Source organism: Pseudomonas sp. YA1, assembly GCF_058680555.1.
This window is the reverse complement of sequence record NZ_JBZWBG010000028.1, coordinates 14,842-34,398: the sequence shown is the minus strand read 5'-3', so window position 1 is coordinate 34,398 and position 19,557 is coordinate 14,842. Positions and strand designations below refer to the sequence as shown.

At 64.7% G+C, this 19,557-nt stretch carries 17 protein-coding genes and 1 pseudogene; 9 read left to right on the top strand and 9 right to left on the bottom strand.

The annotated features are described in order from the left end of the window. The first annotated feature begins 2 nt into the window (after window positions 1–2). The 4 genes and pseudogenes from AC4OR5_RS29050 (at window position 3) to AC4OR5_RS29035 (ending at window position 4,195) form a co-directional block, all read left to right on the top strand. Entirely contained in the window at window positions 3–2,777 is a 2,775-nt protein-coding gene (locus AC4OR5_RS29050; RefSeq protein WP_058160335.1) for an RHS repeat domain-containing protein, read from the top strand. Then, window positions 2,761–3,147, top strand: coding sequence for an ankyrin repeat domain-containing protein (locus AC4OR5_RS29045; RefSeq protein ID WP_071533930.1), 387 nt, complete (start codon window positions 2,761–2,763; stop codon window positions 3,145–3,147). Before AC4OR5_RS29050 ends, AC4OR5_RS29045 begins: the two co-directional genes overlap by 17 nt. A gap of 183 nt (window positions 3,148–3,330) precedes the next feature. Next, window positions 3,331–3,870, top strand: a pseudogene (locus AC4OR5_RS29040) (RHS repeat domain-containing protein); the annotation flags it as partial. Then, window positions 3,863–4,195, top strand: a complete 333-nt coding sequence (locus AC4OR5_RS29035) for a hypothetical protein (RefSeq protein WP_024947504.1) — start codon at window positions 3,863–3,865, stop codon at window positions 4,193–4,195. The pseudogene AC4OR5_RS29040 and the gene AC4OR5_RS29035, both read left to right, overlap by 8 nt. 241 nt (window positions 4,196–4,436) lie before the next feature. On the opposite strand, the gene AC4OR5_RS29030 is transcribed toward AC4OR5_RS29035, so the two are convergent. The 8 genes from AC4OR5_RS29030 to AC4OR5_RS28995 all read right to left on the bottom strand — a co-directional run bounded on the left by AC4OR5_RS29030 (window position 4,437) and on the right by AC4OR5_RS28995 (window position 13,240). After that, window positions 4,437–4,988 carry a DUF6990 domain-containing protein gene (locus tag AC4OR5_RS29030; RefSeq protein ID WP_071536183.1) on the bottom strand — a complete coding sequence of 184 codons (552 nt, stop codon included), beginning with the start codon at window positions 4,986–4,988 and terminating at the stop codon, window positions 4,437–4,439. Window positions 4,989–5,298: 310 nt separating this feature from the next. Continuing rightward, window positions 5,299–5,772, bottom strand: a complete 474-nt coding sequence (locus AC4OR5_RS29025; protein ID WP_127891049.1) for a hypothetical protein — start codon at window positions 5,770–5,772, stop codon at window positions 5,299–5,301. A 520-nt stretch (window positions 5,773–6,292) separates the two neighbouring features. Beyond that, window positions 6,293–6,817 carry a hypothetical protein gene (locus AC4OR5_RS29020; protein ID WP_003120098.1) on the bottom strand — a complete coding sequence of 175 codons (525 nt, stop codon included), beginning with the start codon at window positions 6,815–6,817 and terminating at the stop codon, window positions 6,293–6,295. A gap of 46 nt (window positions 6,818–6,863) precedes the next feature. After that, the gene (locus AC4OR5_RS29015) at window positions 6,864–8,012 is read right to left on the bottom strand and encodes a PepSY-associated TM helix domain-containing protein (RefSeq protein ID WP_019486300.1); all 1,149 of its coding nucleotides are present in this window, start codon (window positions 8,010–8,012) and stop codon (window positions 6,864–6,866) included. Window positions 8,013–8,129: 117 nt separating this feature from the next. Further along, a complete protein-coding gene (gene foxA / locus AC4OR5_RS29010) occupies window positions 8,130–10,592 on the bottom strand; it encodes a ferrioxamine receptor FoxA (protein WP_023125887.1) in 2,463 nt (820 codons plus the stop codon). A gap of 143 nt (window positions 10,593–10,735) precedes the next feature. Further along, the gene (foxR, locus tag AC4OR5_RS29005) at window positions 10,736–11,710 is read right to left on the bottom strand and encodes an anti-sigma factor FoxR (protein WP_079992428.1); all 975 of its coding nucleotides are present in this window, start codon (window positions 11,708–11,710) and stop codon (window positions 10,736–10,738) included. Between the two features lie 8 nt (window positions 11,711–11,718). Next, on the bottom strand, window positions 11,719–12,237 hold the full coding sequence (locus AC4OR5_RS29000) for a sigma-70 family RNA polymerase sigma factor (protein WP_003089775.1): 519 nt from the start codon (window positions 12,235–12,237) through the stop codon (window positions 11,719–11,721). An 88-nt stretch (window positions 12,238–12,325) separates the two neighbouring features. Continuing rightward, window positions 12,326–13,240, bottom strand: a complete 915-nt coding sequence (locus tag AC4OR5_RS28995) for a LysR family transcriptional regulator (RefSeq protein WP_003089777.1) — start codon at window positions 13,238–13,240, stop codon at window positions 12,326–12,328. Between the two features lie 124 nt (window positions 13,241–13,364). On the opposite strand from AC4OR5_RS28995, the gene gtdA reads away from it, so the two are divergent. From gtdA to AC4OR5_RS28970, 5 genes are all read left to right on the top strand, one after another. Continuing rightward, window positions 13,365–14,426, top strand: coding sequence for a gentisate 1,2-dioxygenase (gtdA, locus tag AC4OR5_RS28990; RefSeq protein WP_058160337.1), 1,062 nt, complete (start codon window positions 13,365–13,367; stop codon window positions 14,424–14,426). Window positions 14,427–14,438: 12 nt separating this feature from the next. Then, entirely contained in the window at window positions 14,439–15,137 is a 699-nt protein-coding gene (locus AC4OR5_RS28985; protein WP_003116882.1) for a fumarylacetoacetate hydrolase family protein, read from the top strand. A 77-nt stretch (window positions 15,138–15,214) separates the two neighbouring features. After that, window positions 15,215–16,561 (top strand): MFS transporter, encoded by a 1,347-nt coding sequence (locus AC4OR5_RS28980; protein WP_031685859.1) that lies wholly within the window; start codon window positions 15,215–15,217, stop codon window positions 16,559–16,561. 12 nt (window positions 16,562–16,573) lie between these two features. Beyond that, a complete protein-coding gene (gene maiA, locus AC4OR5_RS28975; RefSeq protein WP_003113293.1) occupies window positions 16,574–17,218 on the top strand; it encodes a maleylacetoacetate isomerase in 645 nt (214 codons plus the stop codon). A 41-nt stretch (window positions 17,219–17,259) separates the two neighbouring features. Next, window positions 17,260–18,171, top strand: coding sequence for a SphA family protein (locus AC4OR5_RS28970; RefSeq protein WP_009314174.1), 912 nt, complete (start codon window positions 17,260–17,262; stop codon window positions 18,169–18,171). Here AC4OR5_RS28970 and AC4OR5_RS28965 read toward each other — a convergent pair. Continuing rightward, the gene (locus tag AC4OR5_RS28965) at window positions 18,153–19,487 is read right to left on the bottom strand and encodes a cytochrome P450 (protein ID WP_003089787.1); all 1,335 of its coding nucleotides are present in this window, start codon (window positions 19,485–19,487) and stop codon (window positions 18,153–18,155) included. The two genes, AC4OR5_RS28970 and AC4OR5_RS28965, sit on opposite strands and share 19 nt — an antisense overlap. Between the last annotated feature and the right edge of the window lie 70 nt (window positions 19,488–19,557).

Below are 19,557 nucleotides of genomic sequence, written 5' to 3'. Positions count from 1 at the left end.
CCATGCGCATCCCCCCATACTTTCCCCGCCTCGGCGCCCTCGCCCTGGCCTGCGCCCTGGTCCTGCCCGCGCAGGCGGCCGAGCGCGCCTGGAGCTACAGCTACAACGCCCTTGGCCTGATCGAGCGCGCCGACGGTCCGCGCACCGATGTGCAGGACGTCACCCTCTATGCCTACGACAGTCGCGGCAACCTGACCCAGGTGACCAACGCCCTCGGCCAGGTCACCCGCCTCGGCGACTATGACGAGCGCGGCAAGCCCGGCAGCATCACCGATGCCAACGGCGTCACCAGCAGCCTCGCCTACACCGGCGTCGACGGCTGGCTGGCCTCCGTCAGCACCGCCGGCAGCACCACCCGCTTCGACTACGACGCGGTCGGCCAGATCACCCGCGTCACCCGTGGCGACGGCAGTTGGCTGAGCTACGAATACGACGACGCACGGCGCCTGGTGGCGATCGGCAACAACCTCGGCGAACGCCTCGAATACGACGTCGACACCAAGGGCAATCGCACCGCCCAGCGCATCAAGGACGCCAGCGGCAGCCTGGTGCGCCAGCAGCAATGGGCCTACGACGAGCTTGGCCGGCTGCTCCGTGCGGTCGGCGCCGGCGGCCAGACACGCAGCTTCGCCTACGACCTCAACGACAATCCGGTCGGCGAAACCAACCCGCGCCAGTTCGCCCACAGCCAGGCCTTCGACGCCCTCGACCGGCTGGTCGGCCAGAGCGATCCTCTCGGCGGCAAGACCCAACTCGCCTACGACGCCCAGGACAACCTCACCGAGGTCAAGGACCCGCGCGGCGTCACCACCCGCTACGAATACGACGGCCTCGGCAACCTGACCCGACTGGTCAGCCCGGACAGCGGCACCACCACCTTCGAGCACGACGCCGCCGGCAACGTCATCCGCCGCACCGACGCTCGCGGTGCGGTCACCGAGTATCGCTACGACGCCCTCAATCGCCTGATCGAGCGCCGCTCGCCGAGCGACCCGAGCCTCGACGTACAGTACCGCTACGACCTCACCGCCGACGGCAACCAGGGCATCGGCCGCCTGGGCGCCATCGAAGGCGCCCGCGACAGCCTGGTGTACCGCTACGACGAGCGCGGCAACCTGGTCGAGCAGGTACGCAGCATCCGCCTCGACCAGCAGACCCTGCTCGACCGCGTGACCTACCGCTACGACGCGGCCAACCAACTGCTGGAGATCGGCTACCCCTCCGGCCTCGCCATCGGCTACCCGCGCAACGCCGGCGGCCAGGTCGCCAGCGTGACCCTGGCAGTAGGCGACAAGGCGCCGAGCACCCTGGTCGGGCAGATCGCCTACCTGCCCTTCGGCCCGCTGCTGCGCCTGACCTGGGGCAACGGCATCACTCTCAGCCGCGAGTACGACCAGGACTACCAACTGCTGCGGCAGAAGGTCGGCCCCTGGCAGAGCGACTACCAGCACGATGCCAATGGCAATATCCAGCAGCACCGCCACAGCCTCTGGGGCACCCTGGACTACCAGTACGACCCGCTGGACCGCCTGACCGAGGAACGCGGCGGCCAGGGCGGGCGCAGCTATGCCTACGACGCGGTCGGCAACCGCACCCAACGCAGCGACAACCCCGCCTCAGGCGGCACCGCCAGCAGCCAGGACTACCAGTACGCGCCCGACAGCAACCGATTGACCGCCATCGGCGCGCAAGCGGTGACCAGCGACGCCGCCGGCAACCTCACCCAGGACCGCGCCGCACGCAAACTGGCCTACGACGCCCAGGGCCGCCTGCAAAGCGTCAGCCTCGACGGCCAGCAGGTCGCCGAATACCGCTACAACGCCCTCGGCCAACGCATCGTCAAGCTCACCCCCGAGAGCATCACCACCTACCTCTACGGCCCCAACGGCCAGTTGCTCGGCGAAGCCGAACACGACGGCAGCGGCCGGAAACTGCGAGCCCAGTACTACCTGTGGCTGGACAGCCTGCCGCTGGCCACCATCGACGCCGACTACGACGCCCAGGGCAAGGTCGGCAACCCAACCCTGCTCTACCTCCATGGCGACCACCTCGACACCCCGCGCCTGGCCACCGACGCCAGCGGCCAGATCGCCTGGCAGTGGCAGTCCGACGCCTTCGGCCGCGGCGAAGCGCTGAGCCAGGGCAGCACCCAGGTCAACCTGCGCTTCCCCGGGCAGTACTACGATGCGGAGAGCGGGCTGCACTACAACTACTTCCGCGACTATGATCCGGAGACTGGGCGGTATGTGGAGAGTGATCCGATTGGTCTAGATGGCGGGCTGAATACTTACGCCTATGTTGGGTCCAATCCGGTAGGGCTGGTTGACCCTAACGGACTGAGTCCTACAGCTACTGCAGGCGCAGGAGCTGGTTTTGTTGTCGGTGGGCCTCCTGGTGCAGTGGTTGGGGGGCTTATTGGTCTTGGGTTGGGCGTCTGGGGAGCAAATGCTGCTTGGGATGCCTATCACGACGAGGCTAGTGAGGGTGGCAGTGCATCAGCTGGCACTAGCCCAGGAACTGCGGCAGAAAAGGCTAGGGAGCGGAAGGAATACAGCCGGATTTGCAAGACTCCCATACCGCCGACAGGGGACCAATGCAAAGACGCTAAGGCTAACTTAGAGAGGCTTCAGCAGTGTTTGGCCTTGCGTGAGAACTTCAGCAAGAAATGGTTTAACGATAATGATGCAGGCCACGTTACAGAGATTAATAACACTAGGCAGGCCATTGAAAATCTGAAGGACTTCCTGCGGAGGGTTTGCGGTGAGCAATGCAACTAATCAAGAGAAAGTTTCTCTACTGCTCGCAGAGTATTCGACTCTTCCCGAGTTCAGCGGGCTGGAGTGCGCAGATGTTAACAGCCTTAGTTTATTCGGGGATAGACCAATCCACATTGCCGCAACGCGCGGTGACATTGATGAAATTCAGCTGATATTGGGTCATGGAGCTGACATCAACTGCAAAGGAGAACATGGATATACAGCCCTGCACGATGCAGTCGAGCAGGGGCATAGCGCAGCTGTCGAATACCTTCTAAATCAGGGTGCAGACCCCGAATCACTAAATGATGATGGAGTCTCGCCTGCCGAACTTGCCAAGCTGCTCGATGAGGGTGAAATCCTTCACTTATTTGAGCGAGGAGCCAGTTAACGTGGGAAAAGGGGACAGATTTATTTTTACTACCATAATCTCAGCAACCGCTCACGCTAAACCATTCAAAGCGAATAACTCGCTAAACCAATCGCCCTTACCGAGGCATCGCGGAGTCCCCCTACGGCGTCTAGAACCTCCTTTTCAGAGCATTAGAGCAGGGAAAATAAATCTGTCCCCTTTATTCCTAAGGGCAGCACCCAGGTCAACCTGCGCTTCCCCGGGCAGTACTACGATGCGGAGAGCGGGCTGCACTACAACTACTTCCGCGACTATGATCCGGAGACTGGGCGGTATGTGGAGAGTGATCCTGTAGAAACTCTAAGAAAGCTAAACAACCCTGAAATGACATTTTTAAATTCTGGCGAGAGCATGCTGCAAGCCACTCCGTATTGGGAACATGGATTCACGCCGAATCATAACTACACATACTCCGATAACAATCCAACTGCAAAAAGCGACAAGCATGGTCTTTCACCAAACCCTACGGACAACTTGATCTACACACCTGACACCAACTGCACATGTACATTAGAGTGCAAGAAAAAATTTACTGGAAATGGAAAGTCTTTCCTTGTGGGAGCTCTATGTAGCAAAGCCACCACCCCGTTCTTTGGGGGAGTAGTATGCAATAGCACAATAGTAATGATCTGCGGAGCATCTTGCAGCCAAGAGTGCAATAGAGCATCAAGCTGCGAAAAAGAAGGAAGCGGCAATGAGTAGCCTCTACAACATAATAGCAGTTCTGTGCGCCATCACACTGGCAGTATTAGAGCTAAAAAGAACAACATTCATAAGAACTTTAAAGAAAGAAGAGCCAAACGCCTGGGAGAAGCTTGGCAGGCCATCAGGGTATTTCTTATCCTATCTAGTAAAAATAGACGGATTCAAGCTTGAGAAATTTATATTCCGAAAGCAATACAATGCCTTGAAAAATAACGAAATCAGAAAAATAGGGAGGCAACTCCTCTACCTGCAATCAACTTTCCTCACCTTAATTATTGCACTCATCGCCTTGATGATTTTACAGTTTACAATAAAAAACTGAGAAAGCTCTAAAGATAATCTTCTGGGAAAGGGCGGAAAAAGGGGACAGATTTATTTTTACTACTATAATTTCAGCAACCGCCCACGCCAAACCACTCAAAGCGAATAACTCGCTAAACCAATCGCCCTTACCTAGGGCATCGCGGAGCCTCCTCACGGTGTCTGCACTGGAGCCTCTCTGCTCAGAGAATTAGAGTAGGGAAAATAAATCTGCCCCCTTTATTCGCTTTGGGTAATTAGCGTTAACGCACATTTCGCGCAATCAAGAGAGCGCGCTCTATCATGTCTTGGGTGATATACGGAACAAACCCTAATCTGTCACCCTGCTCGAAGCTGAATTGATAATTTGCAAGACAGCTAACGTCTCCAGCTATCGCCAAAGCTGCCAAGTGCCGCAACGGCATAGCACCCTTCGAATTTGTTGGCAAAGCTCTATAAGCTGCCAAGCCTTTTTCTATATCTTGAGCAGAAGCCCAAGATATAGCACTTTGAGAAAGTCTAACGATATCATCCAGTGAGAAATCGACTATTTTCTCCGGCACGTCACTACTCACAATAATCGGCACATAATTACTGGCCTCACCCAAAACGAATGCAACTACCGCCGTAAAATTCTTCGTAGAAACAGATGGCATTAATGAAACCCTAAAATGATCAGAGCGCTTCCCTATAGTCGGAATAATCTGAATCTGGACTTCACCAATGTCCATTAGGCAAAAATAATCCCCAGCCTCATCTTTGTCGCATCTCCAGCCAAGCCCTTCTAGAGCTGACAATATCTCTATTTCTTTCACTACTTAGCACCTGGAAAATTCATGACCTCAACCGGAATTCCATTGGGATAGCCTTGCTCTGAGAAAAGGGGACAGATTTATTTTTCCTACTCTAATTTTGACTAGTGTTTATATTTCTCATTCCCACTGCATACCACTGCCGATCTTACCACACTGAACCACGTGAAGCGGATAGCTCAGTAAAACCACTCGCCTCTGCCTAGGCCTCGCGGAGCCTCCTTACGGCGTCTGCACTGGAGCCTCCCTGCTCAGAGAATTAGAGTAGGGAAAATAAATCTGTCCTCTTTATGCTCGCAAAGGAAACCCCAACTCATAAGCTGGGGTTTTTGCTTGTAACTTCAGGAAAGGCTCGGCGGATGTGCTCTGTCAGATCAATGATATCTTCATAGGCAATCGGCCCGAATTCCGGCTCGTATTTAGCCATATATTGATTAGGGGCTAAATCTAACGCACGAGCAAGATCCCAGACTTCTAATAAGCGGCTCGGCACTATGCCCCAATTTTTTCCAGGAAGATCAACCCTCTTATGCTCATCAAGAACCCACTTAACTCTCCCCTGATAGCTTTCTATAGCCACTCGCAGGCGCGAAATTATGGCGGGATCTTCCTGTATGAATCTAAACCAAACCCTAGGAGAATGTGAGGACTGATCTTTAATCACCCACTCCCCACGCTCTTTATTGACAAATTGGCTATTTACACATTTTCGCCATTCAGTTTCACCGAGAGCCTCGATTAACTCAAGCAAGGAGCTACTTTCTCTTTTGATTTCAGGAGTATTCATCGCAACCCCTGCAACTTATCAGAAATAGTGACCCCATCAGGATTCATGCCTTTTATATGCTGTTCCCAGTCGCCTTTAGGTATTGGCTGAGATGACAGCCGAGGGTCATACACGTACCGCCCATCTGTATAGACTTGGTGATAAGCTTGCCCTGGGACTTCATTAAAACCAAGCCAGCGACAACCGCTCGATAGCTAGAACGCAACATCCGATGTCCTGCGAGTTCCCTTCAATACCCACCGCATAGCTAAACGACATGGGCGTGTTGAGGGGGGATTAGTCCAAAAGTAGGAATGCTAATCCAAACAGGGACAGGAGGGAATGGCACTTTGCCTTCATTGCGTCGTCCTGGCTGTGCGGACGTTTCAGGATCGATGCGATGTCGTCATTTTCGTAATGGGAAGGACCTATCGGTCTCCAGGCAGCGCTCGGCCGGGTTCTGGTGAGCTGATTATTTGCGCTCGTGGCCCGGCAGAAAGAAGCCCCGCCAAGGCGGGGCTGCTTTGACGCAGACTCGAATTCACTTCACCGGCAGGTCCTTGCCCCACAGGCGCACCGCCTTGATCCCTTCCGCGCCGCCTTCGAAGACGAAGGTCTGGCGGATGCCGGCCTTGGCCGGGACGGTGACGTCGTCGGGGTTGGCGAGAGCGACCAGGGCGTTGGAGTAGCCATCGTTGTCGATCACCAGCAGCGCGCCGGTCTGGGTCAGGTTGATCAGGCGCACGGTGGCGTCGCTGTCGTTCTTGAAGCCGAGGGTGACGGCCAGTTGCTGGTCGCGCGGCTCGGTCTTGAGCACTTCGACCTGGCCGATCTCGGCGAAGCCGGCGTTGTCGGAGACCACCTTGGCGCCATCGGCGCCCTGGGCCGACTGGCGGCCGCTGGTGATGCCCTCGCTGACCCCGCCGAGGAGGTTCTTGCCGGTCTCGATGGCCGAGGACACCGCGGCCTTGGCCGCATCCTTGACCGAGCTGCCCTCCTCCGCGGCCACGGCGCTGCCGGCGGCCAGGGGCAGGAGCAGTCCCAATGCGGCGATCCTTGCGTTCATTCGTCCATCCTCTGGTGGTGTGGGAGGCAGCCAGACTAACAGCCGTCTAGCGGCCGTTCCAGTGGCGCGCCCGGCGCTTGCGCCACCAGATGTAGACACCGGTCAGCGACAGCCCGGCGATGGCCAGGCCGAGGGCGGCGATGGCGATGCGTCCCGGCAGGCCGGCGATGCGCCCGCCGTGGATCGGGTACTGCAAGCGGTAGAAACGCTCTCCCCAACTGCCCTGCCCGGCGACTTCCTGGCCGAGCAGGCGGCCGTCGCTGCCGTGGAAGAACAGCCAGGACTTGCCCATGGGGTCGTCGTGGTCGCCGAAGCCGGCGCCGAAGAAGTTGTATTCGAAGCTGTAGTACAGCTCGCCGATCGGCTCGGCGATGCCCAGCCGCGCCGCTTCGGCGCTGGCCAACTGGAAGGTGCGGTCGTAGTCCAGGCGGGTTTCCCCCAGTTGCTCCCTGGGCAGCCGCCCGCGCGCCTCGTAGACGCTCGGTTCGATCGGCGAGAACAGCGATACCAGCGGCTTGAACACCTGGCTCGGCAGGTTCAGGGCGACGCTGCTCAGCGCCACCGGCGCCAGCAGCAGCCAGAGCCAGAGGCCGCCGGCGCGATGCAGGTCGAAGTTGAAGCGGTAGGCGTTGCCGCGCTTGATCTTCCAGGCGGTCGCCCACTTGCTCCAGAACGGCCGGCCGCGCGGCAGGGTCAGCCAGGCGCCGACGAAGCAGTCGAGGAACCAGAACATCGCCACCCCGCCCATCAGGTACAGGCCCCAGTTCCCCGGCAGGGTCAGGTTGTGGTGGAACTCCAGGACCCAGGGAACCAGGTTCGCCGGCTGGAAGCAGCAGGCCGCCCAGAGGCGCTTGCCGACTTCCTCGCCGCTGACCGGGTCGAGGTAGAACACGTCGTGCTCGACCTTGGCGCCGGCCTCGCGCGGCACGGTGGCGAGCAACGCCGGATGCCCGCCCGCCTCGGGGTACTCCATGTACCACACCAGTTGTCGCGGATAGCGTGACTCGACGCGTTGCACCAGGCTGCCCGGGGAAAGGCGCTCGCCGCCCTCGCCCACGGCGTAGAAGCCGGGGTTCAGCCATTCGTCGATTTCATGATGGAAGGCCAGCAGGCTGCCGGTGAGACCGGCGAGGAAAAGGAACAGCGCGGTAGCCAGACCGACATAGCGGTGCAGCAGGACCAGGACGGGGCGCATGGGGGCTCCAGGTAACCAGGGTACGGCCGGCGACGCCGGCGAATGCCCGGCGCGTACGTTGCGCGCCGGGCTGCTTGGCCGGTACCGCGGCGCTGGCGCCGGGGCCCGGGTGGACGGTCAGAACTGGTAGTTCACCGTCGCGGTGACGTTGCGCTTCTCGCCGAAGTAGCAGAAGTCCAGGCTGTAGCAGGACGCCACGTAGTCCTTGTCCAGCAGGTTGTTGGCATTGAGGCTGACGTCCAGGCCTTTCAGGCCGAGCTTGCCGAGGTCGTAGCCGATCCGCGCGTCGACCAGGGTGTAGTCCGGCACCCGCAAGGTGTTTTCCTTGTCCGCCCAGGTCTCGCCGACGTAGCGCGCGCCGCCGCCGATGCTCAGACCGCTGAGCGGGCCGGCGTCGAAGGCATAGTCGGCCCACAGCGAAGCCATGTGCTTGGGCGCCTGGTTCGGCGTATGGCCCTGGTTGCCGTCCAGCGACTTGGTGTAGGTGATGTCGGTGTAGGTGTAGCTGCCGAGCAGCTTCAGGTTGTCGCTGAGCTGGGTATGGGCCTCCAGTTCGAGCCCCTGGGAGCGCACTTCGCCGACCGAGGTGTAGAAGTTGTCCTGGGGCTCCTTGGAGGCGACGTTTTCCTGGGTGATATGGAACAGCGAGGCGGTGTAGAAGCTGTTGCTGCCCGGCGCCTGGAACTTCAGGCCGAGTTCCCACTGCTTGCCCTCGGTGGGCGCCAGGGGCGTGCCGGAGGCGTCGGAATAGGCGTTCGGGTTGAACGACTCGGAGTAGCTGACGTAGGGCGCCAGGCCGTTGTCGAACAGGTACAGCGCGCCGATCCGCCCGGTGAATTTCTCCCAGTCGTCGTCGGCCTTGCTGCCGGTGCTGCGGTTCTTGTCGGTGACGCTGACCCAGTCCTGGCGCAGGCCGAGCGAGAAGCGCCACTGGTCGACGTCGATCAGGTCCTGGAGGTAGACGCCGGTCTGCTCCAGGCGGCGGGTGTGGTTGTCGTCCGGGAAATAGCTGATGGCGTCGTCGCCGTAGACCGGGTTGAACGCGTCCAGCGCCGAGGCCGAGCCGGAACGCCAGTCGACCACGGTTCGCCGGCGCTGATAGTCGAGGCCGGTGAGCAGGGTGTGGCGCGCCGCGCCGGTGGCGAATTCGGCCTGCAGCATGTTGTCGACGATATACGCCTGCAGGTGCTCGCGGGCGCCGCTGAAGTAGCGGTTCAGCTTGTTCGGCTCGCTGGCGCTCCAGCCGTAGGCGTAGACCTGCGACAGGTCGACGTCGGAGTCCAGGTAGCGGAAGTTCTGCCGCGCCGACCAGACGTCGTCGATGCGGTGCTCCAGCTGGTAGCCGAACATCCGCTGGGTGCGGTCGAAGTCGTCCTTGCTCGGCTCGCCATCGAAGAACTCGCGGGAGATGTGCCGGCCGTTGTGGTGCGACAGGGTGCCGTCGGCCGGTACGCCGCCGTGGTAGCCCCCGTTGGGATCGTGTTGCAGGTAGCCTTGCAGGGTCAGGGTGGTGTCGTCGCTGAAGTCGATGGCCAGGGTCGGGGCGATGGCGTAGCGCTCCTCCTTGACGTGATCGAACTGGGTGTCCGAGCCCTTGCCGAGACCGACCAGGCGGTAGGCGATGCGCTTCTCCTCGTCGAGCGGCCCGCTGAAATCGAAGCCCATCTCCTTCTGGCCCATGTTGCCGATGCTGCCGGTGATCTGGCGGTAGTCCTCGTACAACGGCTTCTTGCTGGTCAGCGCCACCAGGCCGCCCGGCAGGCTACGGCCGTAGAGCACCGAGGACGGGCCCTTGAGCACATCGATGCGTTCGAGGAAGTACGGGTCGACCTGCATCGAGCTGAAGGTACCGCTGTCGCCCATGGCCTTGAGACCGTCGAGGTAGATGTTGTCCACGCTGTTGTCGGCGAAGCCGCGCATCACCACGTAGTCGTAGCGGTTGGAGGCGCCGACCTGGCCGGTGAAGATGCCGGGGGTATAGCGCATCGCCTGCTGCACGGTCTTGGAGGCGGTGTCGTCGATCTGCTCGCGGGTGATCACCGAGACGGTCTGGCTGGTTTCCAGCAGCGGCTTGCTGGTCTTGGTGGCGATCTGGCTATGGGTGGCCAGGTAGCCATCGGTGCTGCCCAGGTTGTTGCCGAGGGCGAAGACCTCCACCGCCTGCATGTTCAGCACATCGCCGTCCTTTGCCGGCGCCTCGCGCAAGACGAAGCTGCCGTCGCCCTGGTCTTCCGCTTCCAGCGGGGTGTCGGCGAGCAGCCGGGCCAGGCCCTGCTGCACGGTGAAACTGCCGCGCAACCCCTGGGAGCTGTAGCCACCGGTCTGCGCCGGAGTGGCCGAGAGGGTGATGCCGGCTTCGCGGGCGAAGCGGTTGAGCACGTCGCCCAACTGTCCGGCGGGGATCGCATAGGGCCGCGCCTGTTCCGCCGCCGCTTCGGCGGCCGAGGCGCAGAGCGGCGCCGCGCCGGCCGCCATGGCCAACGACAGCAGGGCCGCGCGCACCGAACGGCTCAGGCGCGAGGCGCGGGGGAAATCGAGGGACGACGGGGCATTGCGGAGGACGACGGCGGTGGCGGTCATGAACGGGATCCGTTGGAGTCGTTGAAGGGTGTTCAATCGGTAAAGCCGGACCAGTCGCGGAAAGCCGACAAAAATAATGAAAATAATTTTCAGTGCGTTTCGCTCCGGACGAAAGCAAGCGTCCACGCGGCCGCCGGCGCGACTCAGGCGGCGACCACCCTCACCCACCAGCGGGTATGTCGCTGCAGGCGCACCGGCAGGGTCCGCGCGAGCACCTGCAGCAGCTTGTCGGTGTCGTCCAGGCGGTAGACCCCGGACAGACGCAGGTCGGCGACCTCCGCGGCGCAGCCGAGGTAGCCGTTGCGGTAGCGGCCGACCTCGGCGAGGAAGTCGGCCAGGCGCATGTCGCGGGTGACGATCAGGCCATCGGCCCAGGCCACGGCGTCCATCTGCGGCCGTTCGAGGCGCCGCACGCCGTCGGCGGCGATCCGATAGCTCTGCCCCGCCTCGGCCACCGGACGCGCGCCGAAGGCATCGATGCGCACCGAACCCTCGCTGACGCTGAGACAGGTGGCGGCATCTTGCAGGCGTACGTTGAAACGGGTGCCGAGGGCCTCGAACAGCCCTTGCGCGGTACGTACCCGCAGCGGCCTGTGCGTGGGCGATTGCGTATCGGCGCCGCTGGCGAGGAAGATCTCGCCGCGGGCGAGGAGGATCAGGCGCTGGCCGGCGTCGTAGCGCACGTCGACCGCGCTGTCGGTGTTCAGTTGCAGGCGGGTGCCGTCGACCAGCTCGATACTGCGCCGCTCGCCGGTGGCGGTGCTGTAGTCGGCGCTCAGGCGCTGCCAGGGCAGGCTATCGCGACCGACCCAGGCCACGGCGCCGCCGGCCACCAGCAGCGACAGCAGTTTCAGCGCCTGGCGCCGCTGCAGGCGCTGTGCGCTGCTGTCCAGGGTGCCGTAGGCGACCCCGCCGGGCAGCGCCTTGAAGCGTCCGTGCAGTTCTTCGTTGAGCGCGCTGACCTGCTGCCAGGCCCGCTCGTGCTCGCCGTGCTCCGCGCGCCAGGCCGCGCAGGCGCGCTGCAGGTGATCGTCGCCCGGCTGCGAGCGCAGGCGGACCAGCCAGTGGATGGCCTGCCTGACCACCGCTTCGTCGACCCTACCGCGCGTCCCGTCCACGGCTCCGCTCATTCGCCGTAGCGCAGCAGGTAGCAGTGGTACAGCGCCTCGGCCACGTAGCGCTCGACGCTACGCTGGGAAACCCCCATGCGTTCGGCGATCTGCCGGTGGCTGAGGTCTTCGCACTGGGCCAGGAGGAAGGCGGTGCGGACCTTCGGCTTGAGCCCGTCGAGCATCCGCGAGATTTCCTCCAGCAGTTCCAGCACCAGTTCCCGCGCCTCGGGCGACGGCGCCTGTGCCTCGGGCAGGTGGGCGATGCTTTCGAGGTAGGCGCGCTGCAGTTCCTCGCGACGCCAGTGGTCGATCACCAGGCCGCGGGCGATGGTCCGCAGGAACGCGCGCGGCATGCCGATCTCGCGCAGTTCGCGCTTGAGCAGGATGCGCAGGAAGGTGTCCTGGGCCAGGTCCGCCGCGTCCGCCGCGCAGCCCAGCTTGCCGCGCAACCAGTTCTGCAACCAGCCATGGTGCTCGCTGTACAGCGCATGCATGGCGCGATGGTGGGCGCTGAGAAGGATCGGGGCGGACATGGGAAAGTTGGGGCGACACATGAATGATAATGAATCGCATTGTCGAGAAGCCGCGGCCTTTTTGCAATAGCACCCGCCGGCCGGCGCCCTACTCGGCCGCCGCGCCTTCGCGCAGGCAGGCCAGCAGGTCTTCGCTGGCGCGGTCGCGATGCGGTTCGTCGCGCCAGCACATGCCCACCGCGCCCTCGCCGGGAATCTCCAGCGCCAGCCTGGCCACCAGGCCGAGCCCGGCGAGGTGCTCGACCACCCGCGCCGAGCCGATGGATAGCATGTCGCTGCCACGCAACAATTCGATGTTGGCCAGCATCGACGATGACTCCAGGCGGTAGGCCGGCGGCTGCCGGCCGCCCTGGGTCAGGGCCATGTCGAGCTTGCTGCGGATCGGCGAGCCGGGCGGCCAGACGATCCAGTCGTAGCGCCGCACGTCTTCCCAGTCCAGCGCGGCGGCCTGGGCCAGCGGGTGACCGGGCCGCGCCATCACCACGATCGCCTCGCTGTAGAGCACCTCGCAGCGCAGGCTGGCGCGCGGCGCATAGTTGTCCAGGCGCCCCACCACCACATCGAGCTGGCGTTTCTCCAGCCGTTCGAGAAGGCCGTTCATGGTGCCTTCGAGCAGTTCCACCTGGGCCCCGGGGTAGCGTCCGAGGAACGCCCGCAATGCGCGCGGCACCAGGCTCGGCGCGGAGGCCGGCGACGTGCCGAGGAGCACCCGGCTGCCGCTGCCGCTGCGCATCGCCTCGAGGTTCTGCCGCGCCCGCTCCATCTCGGTGAGCACGCGCTGGGCGTGGTTGAACAGGGTCATGCCGTAGGGCGTCGGGCGCAGGCCGCGGGCGTGGCGCTCGAACAGCGGCGCGCCGACGTCCTCCTCCAGTTCCTTGAGCCACTTCGACAGGCCCGGTTGGGTGGTGTGTGCGGCCCGGGCGGTGCCGCTGAGGTTGCCGGTCTCCATCAGGCTGACCAGCAGTTGCAGGTGTTGCAGGCGCAGGCGGCGGGTCCAGTCCATCGCAAGCCATCCTCGAATACGTATAGGTCGATGTCTAAATATCATTATTCGGTTATGCCTTCACCTCGAATAATGACTACCAGACCGAGGCGGCCCCGCCTCCTCCCGCCGGAGATTCATCGGTATGCATAACGACAATTCCACCGAGAAGCGCGCCGACTTCTATCGACGCATCCGCCAGCAGCACCTCACCCCGCTCTGGGAAGCCCTGCACAGCCTGGTCCCGGCGCAACCCGCCGGCGGCTGCCAGGCGGCGCTGTGGCGCTATCGCGAACTGCGCCCGTTCCTGCTCGAGGCAGGCGACCTGATCAGCGCCGAGGAAGCGGTGCGCCGCGTGCTGGTGCTGGAGAACCCGGACCTTCCCGGCCAGTCGGCGATCACCCCGAGCCTCTACGCCGGCCTGCAACTGATCCTGCCGGGCGAGATCGCCCCCAGCCACCGGCACACCCAGTCGGCCCTGCGCTTCGTCGTCGAGGGCTACGGCGCCTACACCTCGGTGGACGGCGAACGCACCCGCATGGAGCCGGGCGACTTCATCATCACTCCGTCCTGGACCTGGCACGACCACGGCAACCGCCCCGCCGCGGAAGGCGGCGAGCCGGTGGTCTGGCTGGACGGCCTGGACATCCCGATGCTGCGTTTCTTCGGCGCCACCTTCGCCGAAAACCATGATGAACCGGTACAGCCGTTGCGACGTGGCGAAGGCGACAGCCTCGCCCGCTACGGCAGCAACATGCTGCCGCTGCGCCATCAGCCGACGACGCCGACCTCGCCGCTGTTCAGCTACCCCTACGCGCGCAGCCGCGAGGCCCTCGAGCGCCTGGCGCGCCTCGAACGGCCCGATCCCTGGGAAGGCCACAAGCTGCGCTACGTCAACCCGGCCACCGGCGGCTGGGCCATGCCGACCATCGCCACCTGCCTGCAACTGCTGCCGGCCGGCTTCCTCGGCCAACCCGCGCGCAGCACCGACGCCAGCGTCTATTCGGTGGTGGAAGGCAGCGGCGTGGCGCAGATCGGCGGCCGGCGCTTCGCCTTCGAGGCCAAGGATCTGTTCGTCGTGCCCTCCTGGGCCGAGCTGCGCCTGGAAGCCGGCGCCACCGACTGCGTGCTGTTCAGTTTCTCCGACCGTCCTGTGCAGCAGGCGCTCGGCATCCTCCGCGAATCCCGCGAACCCCTCGCCCACTGAAGGACCCGTCCCATGAGCCATCTCTTCGCGCCCGAAGCGCCCGTCAGCCTCACCATCCATGGCAGCGACCAGACCTTCCCGGTGCGGCGGGTCTACTGCGTCGGCCGCAACTACGCCGCCCACGCCCGGGAAATGGGCTTCGATCCCGAGCGCGAGCCGCCGTTCTTCTTCTGCAAGCCGGCCGACGCGGTGGTCCCGGTCGCCGCCGGCAGCACCCTGGAGCTGGCCTACCCGAGCCAGACCGGCAACTACCACTACGAGATCGAACTGGTGGCGGCGATCGGCAAGGGCGGCTGCGACATCCCCCTGGAGCAGGCCGAGGAACACGTCTGGGGCTACGCGGTGGGCCTGGACATGACCCGCCGCGACCTGCAGATGCGCATGCGCGAGATGGGCCGGCCCTGGGAGATCGGCAAGGCCTTCGACCGCTCGGCGCCGATCGGCCCGCTCTACCCTGCCAGCCAGGTCGGCCATCCGCGCCACGCCGCCATCAGCCTCCAGGTCGACGGCGAGGATCGCCAGCGCAGCGACATCGACCAGTTGATCTGGTCGGTGGCGGAAACCGTCAGCTACCTGTCGCGCTTCTTCGAGCTGCGCCCCGGCGACCTGGTCTTCACCGGCACCCCGGAAGGCGTCGGCGCGGTCGAGCGCGGCGAGCGGATGCTCGGCGCCATCGACGGCCTCGGCGAACTCAGCGTCCGCGTGGTCTGACCCACCGCCCGCGCACGGCGCGGGCCCACCCTGCCCTTCATCCGGGCTGTCGCCACGGCGACGGCCGAGGAACGCTCATGCCTACGCCCGACAAGACCAACAAGATCGACGTCCAGGCCTTCATCGATGCGCAGGCGGTTTCCGCCTTCCAGTTGCGAGTCCTGTCGCTGTGCTTCCTGATCGTCGCCATGGACGGATTCGACACCGCCGCCATCGGCTTCATCGCCCCGGCCCTGGCCCACGACTGGCAACTGAGCCCGGCGCAACTCAGCCCGATCCTCGGCGCCGCGCTGGCCGGCCTGGCCCTCGGCGCCTTCGCCGCCGGCCCGCTGGCCGACCGTTTCGGACGCAAGAGCGTGCTCCTGCTCTCGGTGCTGTTCTTCGGCGGCTGGAGTCTCGCCTCGGCCTACGCCGGTTCGGTGGAAACCCTGGCCCTGCTGCGCTTTCTCACCGGCCTCGGCCTGGGCGGGGCGATGCCCAACGCGATCACCCTGACCTCCGAATACTGCCCGCGCCGGCACCGCGCGCTGATGGTCACCGCGATGTTCTGCGGCTTCACCCTCGGCTCGGCGCTGGGCGGCCTGCTCGCCGCGCGGATGGTCCCGGCGCTGGGCTGGGAAAGCGTGCTGCTGCTCGGCGGCGGCCTGCCCCTGGCGAGCCTGCCGCTGCTCTGGGCATGCCTGCCGGAGTCGGTGCGCTTCCTCGCCCGCCGCGCACCGGACGCGGCGCGCCTGCGGCGCATCCTCGAACGCCTGGGGCGCCTGCCCGACGGCTGGGCCGGGCGCCTCGAACTGCCCGCCGACGAGTCCGACGGCACCTCGCCCCTGCGGCAGATCCTCGGCGCCGAGCTGCGCGGCGGCACCCTGCTGCTCTGGGCCACCTTTTTCATGGGCCTGCTGATCATCTACCTGCTGACCAACTGGCTGCCGACGCTGATCGGCGGCACCGGCTTCAGTCTCGGCGAGGCGGCGACGATCAGCGCCATGTTCCAGCTCGGCGGCACCCTCGGCGCACTCCTCCTGGGCAGCGCCATGGATCGCTTCGACGCGCACCGGGTGCTGAGCCTGGCCTACGTCGGCGGCGCCCTGTTCATCCTCGGCATCGCCAGCCTCTACCACAGCTTCGCCCTGCTGGCGCTGTGCGTCGCCGGCGTCGGTTTCTGCATCAGCGGCTCGCAGGTCGGCGCCAACGCCCTGGCCGCCGATTTCTATCCGACCCGCAGCCGCGCCACCGGGGTCAGCTGGGCCCTCGGCCTGGGCCGCATCGGCTCGATCGTCGGCTCCCTCAGCGGCGGCGCCCTGCTCGGCCTGGGCCTGGGCTTCAGCGGCATCCTCGCCCTGCTGGTGATCCCGGCGCTGCTCGCCGCCGTGGCCGTGCATCGCCTGGGCCGGCGCCGGGCCAGGCCTTCTTCCGTCACTCTCTGAACAGGACTTCCCATGCAGCTCTACAGCTTCTTCAACAGCTCCACGTCCTATCGGGTGCGTATCGCATTGGCCCTGAAAGGTCTGGATTACCAGGTAGTGCCGGTCAACCTGCGGCAGGGCGAGCAACTGCGCCCGGCCGACCGCCAGCGCAACCCGATGGGCGCGCTGCCGACCCTGGTCGACGCCGACGGCCGCCGGTTCAGCCAGTCGCTGGCGATCATCGACTACCTCGACGCCGTGCAGCCCGAACCGCGCCTGATCCCTCTCGACCCACTGCATCGCGCCCAGGCGCTGGAACTGGCCCTGCTGGTGGCCTGCGACATCCATCCGCTGAACAACGTGCGGGTGCTCAAGTACCTGACCCAGGTCCTCGGCATAGACGCCGAGGACCGCCAGCGCTGGTACGCGCACTGGGTCGCCGAGGGCCTGGCGGCGGCGGAGACCCTGCTGAACCGACACCGTCGCGGCGCCTTCTTCGCCGGCGCCGCAGCGGGCATCGTCGAGTGCTGCCTGGTGCCGCAACTGGCCAACGCCCGGCGCATGGGCTGTGACCTGGCGCCCTACCCGGCGTTGCTGGAACTGGAGGGGCGCTGCCTGGCGCTCGAAGCCTTCCAGCGCGCCAGCCCCGAGCGCCAGCCCGACTACCTGCCGGACTGACGCGCTGCCCCGTGGAAAACAACAACAAGAAGGACACGCCCATGACCACCCGCACCCGGGCCAGCCTGCTGGCCCTGCCCCTGCTGCTGCCCTCGTTCCAGGCTATCGCCGCGCTGCCGGGGATGAACCTCGGCCAGACCTCCTTCCTCGACGGCAAGGCCCTGCCCGGCACGCTGTTCCAGCAGTTCGTGAATATCTACGAGGCCGACGACTTCATGGACGCCAACGGTCACCGGCGCCCGCTCGACAATCGCCTGCGCACCCTGCTCGCCACCAGCCACTTCGCCCACATCAGCCAGCACCAGCTGTTCGGCGCCTACTACGGCGCGGAAATCCTCGTCCCGGTGCTGCTCGCCGATCCCGACTTCGAACCCCACGCTGGCAGCGCCAACGGCCTCGGCAACCTGATCGTCAGTCCGTTCATCCTGCAATGGCCGCAGACCGAGCTGTTCGGCCGGCCCTACTGGCAGCGCCTGAACCTCGCCTTCCAGTTACCCACCGGGCGCTATGACAGGCATCGGGCGATCAATCCCGGCAGCAACCACTGGAGTTTCAACCCGCACTACGCGCTGACCTGGGAATTCGCCGAAGGCTGGGAAGCCAGCGCTCGCCTGCAGTACCTGTTGCCGGGCAAGAATCGCGACCCGGCGCCGCCGTTGGCCGACGACTACCTGCAACCGGGCCAGGCGTTCCACGCCAACTACTCGGTATCGCTGGCGCTGGATGCGCATTGGCGGCTCGGGTTGTCCGGCTACAGCCTGCGACAGATCACCGACGAGCGGGTCGACGGGCACGACCGCCCGGACTCCCGCGAGCGGGTCGATGCCATCGGCCCGGCGCTGATGTTCGGCTGGGGCAAGTCACGGCTGTTCCTCAACGCCTATCACGAATACGGCGCACGCAACCGCAGCGAGGGCAGCCGGCTGATCCTGCGCTACTCGCAGGTCTTCTGAGCGTCGCCTTCCGGGACGATCGGCAAGCGCTCCAGGGTGCGGAACACCGAGCTGCGCCGCCAGCGCAGGTCCGTCGGTTCCGAGGCCAGGGCGAAACGGCGACGCACCAGGCCGCGCAATGCGCATTGCAATTCGAGCCGGGCCAGGTACGCGCCCAGGCAGTAGTGCGGACCATGGGCGAACGCCACGTGCTGCTTGGCGTTCGCTCGCTGCAATTGCAGACGGTCGGGGGCGGCGAACATCTCCGGGTCGCGGTTCGCCGCGAGGAAGCTCAGCCAGACCTTCTCTCCAGGCGGAATCCGCTGGCCGCCGATCTCCACCTCCTCCAGGGTGCAACGCACGCCGCCGCGCACCGCGCCGTCGAAGCGCAGCAGTTCCTCCACCGCGTTCGCCGCCAGCTCCGGGCACCGCCGCAGCAGGTCGAGCTGGTCGGGATGGGTGAGCAGCGCCAGCGTAGCGTTGCCGACCATGCTGATGGTGGTTTCGAACGCGGCCATGAACACCATGGCATAGGCCGCTACCAGGTCCTCGAGGCCCAGTCCGGCCTCCAGCATCGCGGCGCCGTCGAGGATGCTCGGCGCCGCGCCGGGCGGCGGGCGCGAAGAGCCATCGCTCCAGCCGCGCGCCTGGCGTTGCAGGTAGTCGCTGAAGGCCGCCGCGCTGCGGTTGATCTGCCCGGCATCGCCGTGGCTGGCGGCGAGATCGAGCCCGGCGGCCAGGTCGCGGCCCCAGGGCAGCAGTTGCCCGGTATCTTCGCGGGGAAAGCCGAACAGCTCGGCGGCCACCCGGATCGTCAGCGGTTCGGCGAAGTCCCTGAGCAGATCGGGCTCGCGGCGCTCCAGCAAGCTGTCGAGGAGCTCTTCCACCAGCGCCTCGATGCACGCCTCCCAGCGGCGCACGGCGTCGGGGCCGAAGGCCGGAGCGAACAGCCTGCGCAGGCGGGTGTGCCGCGGCGCGTCATTGAACAGCATGAAGTTGTCGTAGAAGCGCGCCAGCGGTTGCAATTGCTGGTGGCCGAACCAGCTGGCGCCGCCCTGGCGGACGCCGGCGGCGCCAAGGCGAGCGGGGTCGGCGGAGAAACGGCGGTCGCGCAGGCACGCCGAGACATCGGCATAGCGACTGATCCACCAGATCGAGGCCTGGTCGCGGCAGACCGGCGCACGGGAGCGGATCAGCCGCAACAGCGGATAGGGATCGGCGACGAAGTCGGGATGGTAGGTGTGGATGTCGAAACCGTCGCTCCGCGGGGCCAGCGCCGGACGCTGAGCGTCATGGCGCGGCTGCGCGCTGCCTTCCTCGCTGAATGCGTCGTCCATGGCCCTCGCTCCGCTGGGTTGGCGTAACGCAGGGAGTATAGATGGCCGGCGGCTCGGCGCCGGCCCGGAG

Excerpts from the sequence above, each read along its gene's own strand:
- AC4OR5_RS28980 (WP_031685859.1), top strand. The coding sequence starts at position 15,215 with ATGCCTACGCCCGACAAGACCAACAAGATCGACGTCCAGGCCTTCATC.
- AC4OR5_RS28965 (WP_003089787.1), bottom strand. The coding sequence starts at position 19,487 with ATGGACGACGCATTCAGCGAGGAAGGCAGCGCGCAGCCGCGCCATGAC.
- gtdA (WP_058160337.1), top strand. The coding sequence starts at position 13,365 with ATGCATAACGACAATTCCACCGAGAAGCGCGCCGACTTCTATCGACGC.
- AC4OR5_RS29015 (WP_019486300.1), bottom strand. The coding sequence starts at position 8,012 with ATGCGCCCCGTCCTGGTCCTGCTGCACCGCTATGTCGGTCTGGCTACC.
- AC4OR5_RS29020 (WP_003120098.1), bottom strand. The coding sequence starts at position 6,817 with ATGAACGCAAGGATCGCCGCATTGGGACTGCTCCTGCCCCTGGCCGCC.
- AC4OR5_RS29035 (WP_024947504.1), top strand. The coding sequence starts at position 3,863 with ATGAGTAGCCTCTACAACATAATAGCAGTTCTGTGCGCCATCACACTG.
- foxA (WP_023125887.1), bottom strand. The coding sequence starts at position 10,592 with ATGACCGCCACCGCCGTCGTCCTCCGCAATGCCCCGTCGTCCCTCGAT.
- AC4OR5_RS28985 (WP_003116882.1), top strand. The coding sequence starts at position 14,439 with ATGAGCCATCTCTTCGCGCCCGAAGCGCCCGTCAGCCTCACCATCCAT.
- AC4OR5_RS29000 (WP_003089775.1), bottom strand. The coding sequence starts at position 12,237 with ATGTCCGCCCCGATCCTTCTCAGCGCCCACCATCGCGCCATGCATGCG.
- AC4OR5_RS28970 (WP_009314174.1), top strand. The coding sequence starts at position 17,260 with ATGACCACCCGCACCCGGGCCAGCCTGCTGGCCCTGCCCCTGCTGCTG.
- AC4OR5_RS29025 (WP_127891049.1), bottom strand. The coding sequence starts at position 5,772 with ATGAATACTCCTGAAATCAAAAGAGAAAGTAGCTCCTTGCTTGAGTTA.
- AC4OR5_RS28995 (WP_003089777.1), bottom strand. The coding sequence starts at position 13,240 with ATGGACTGGACCCGCCGCCTGCGCCTGCAACACCTGCAACTGCTGGTC.
- maiA (WP_003113293.1), top strand. The coding sequence starts at position 16,574 with ATGCAGCTCTACAGCTTCTTCAACAGCTCCACGTCCTATCGGGTGCGT.
- AC4OR5_RS29050 (WP_058160335.1), top strand. The coding sequence starts at position 3 with ATGCGCATCCCCCCATACTTTCCCCGCCTCGGCGCCCTCGCCCTGGCC.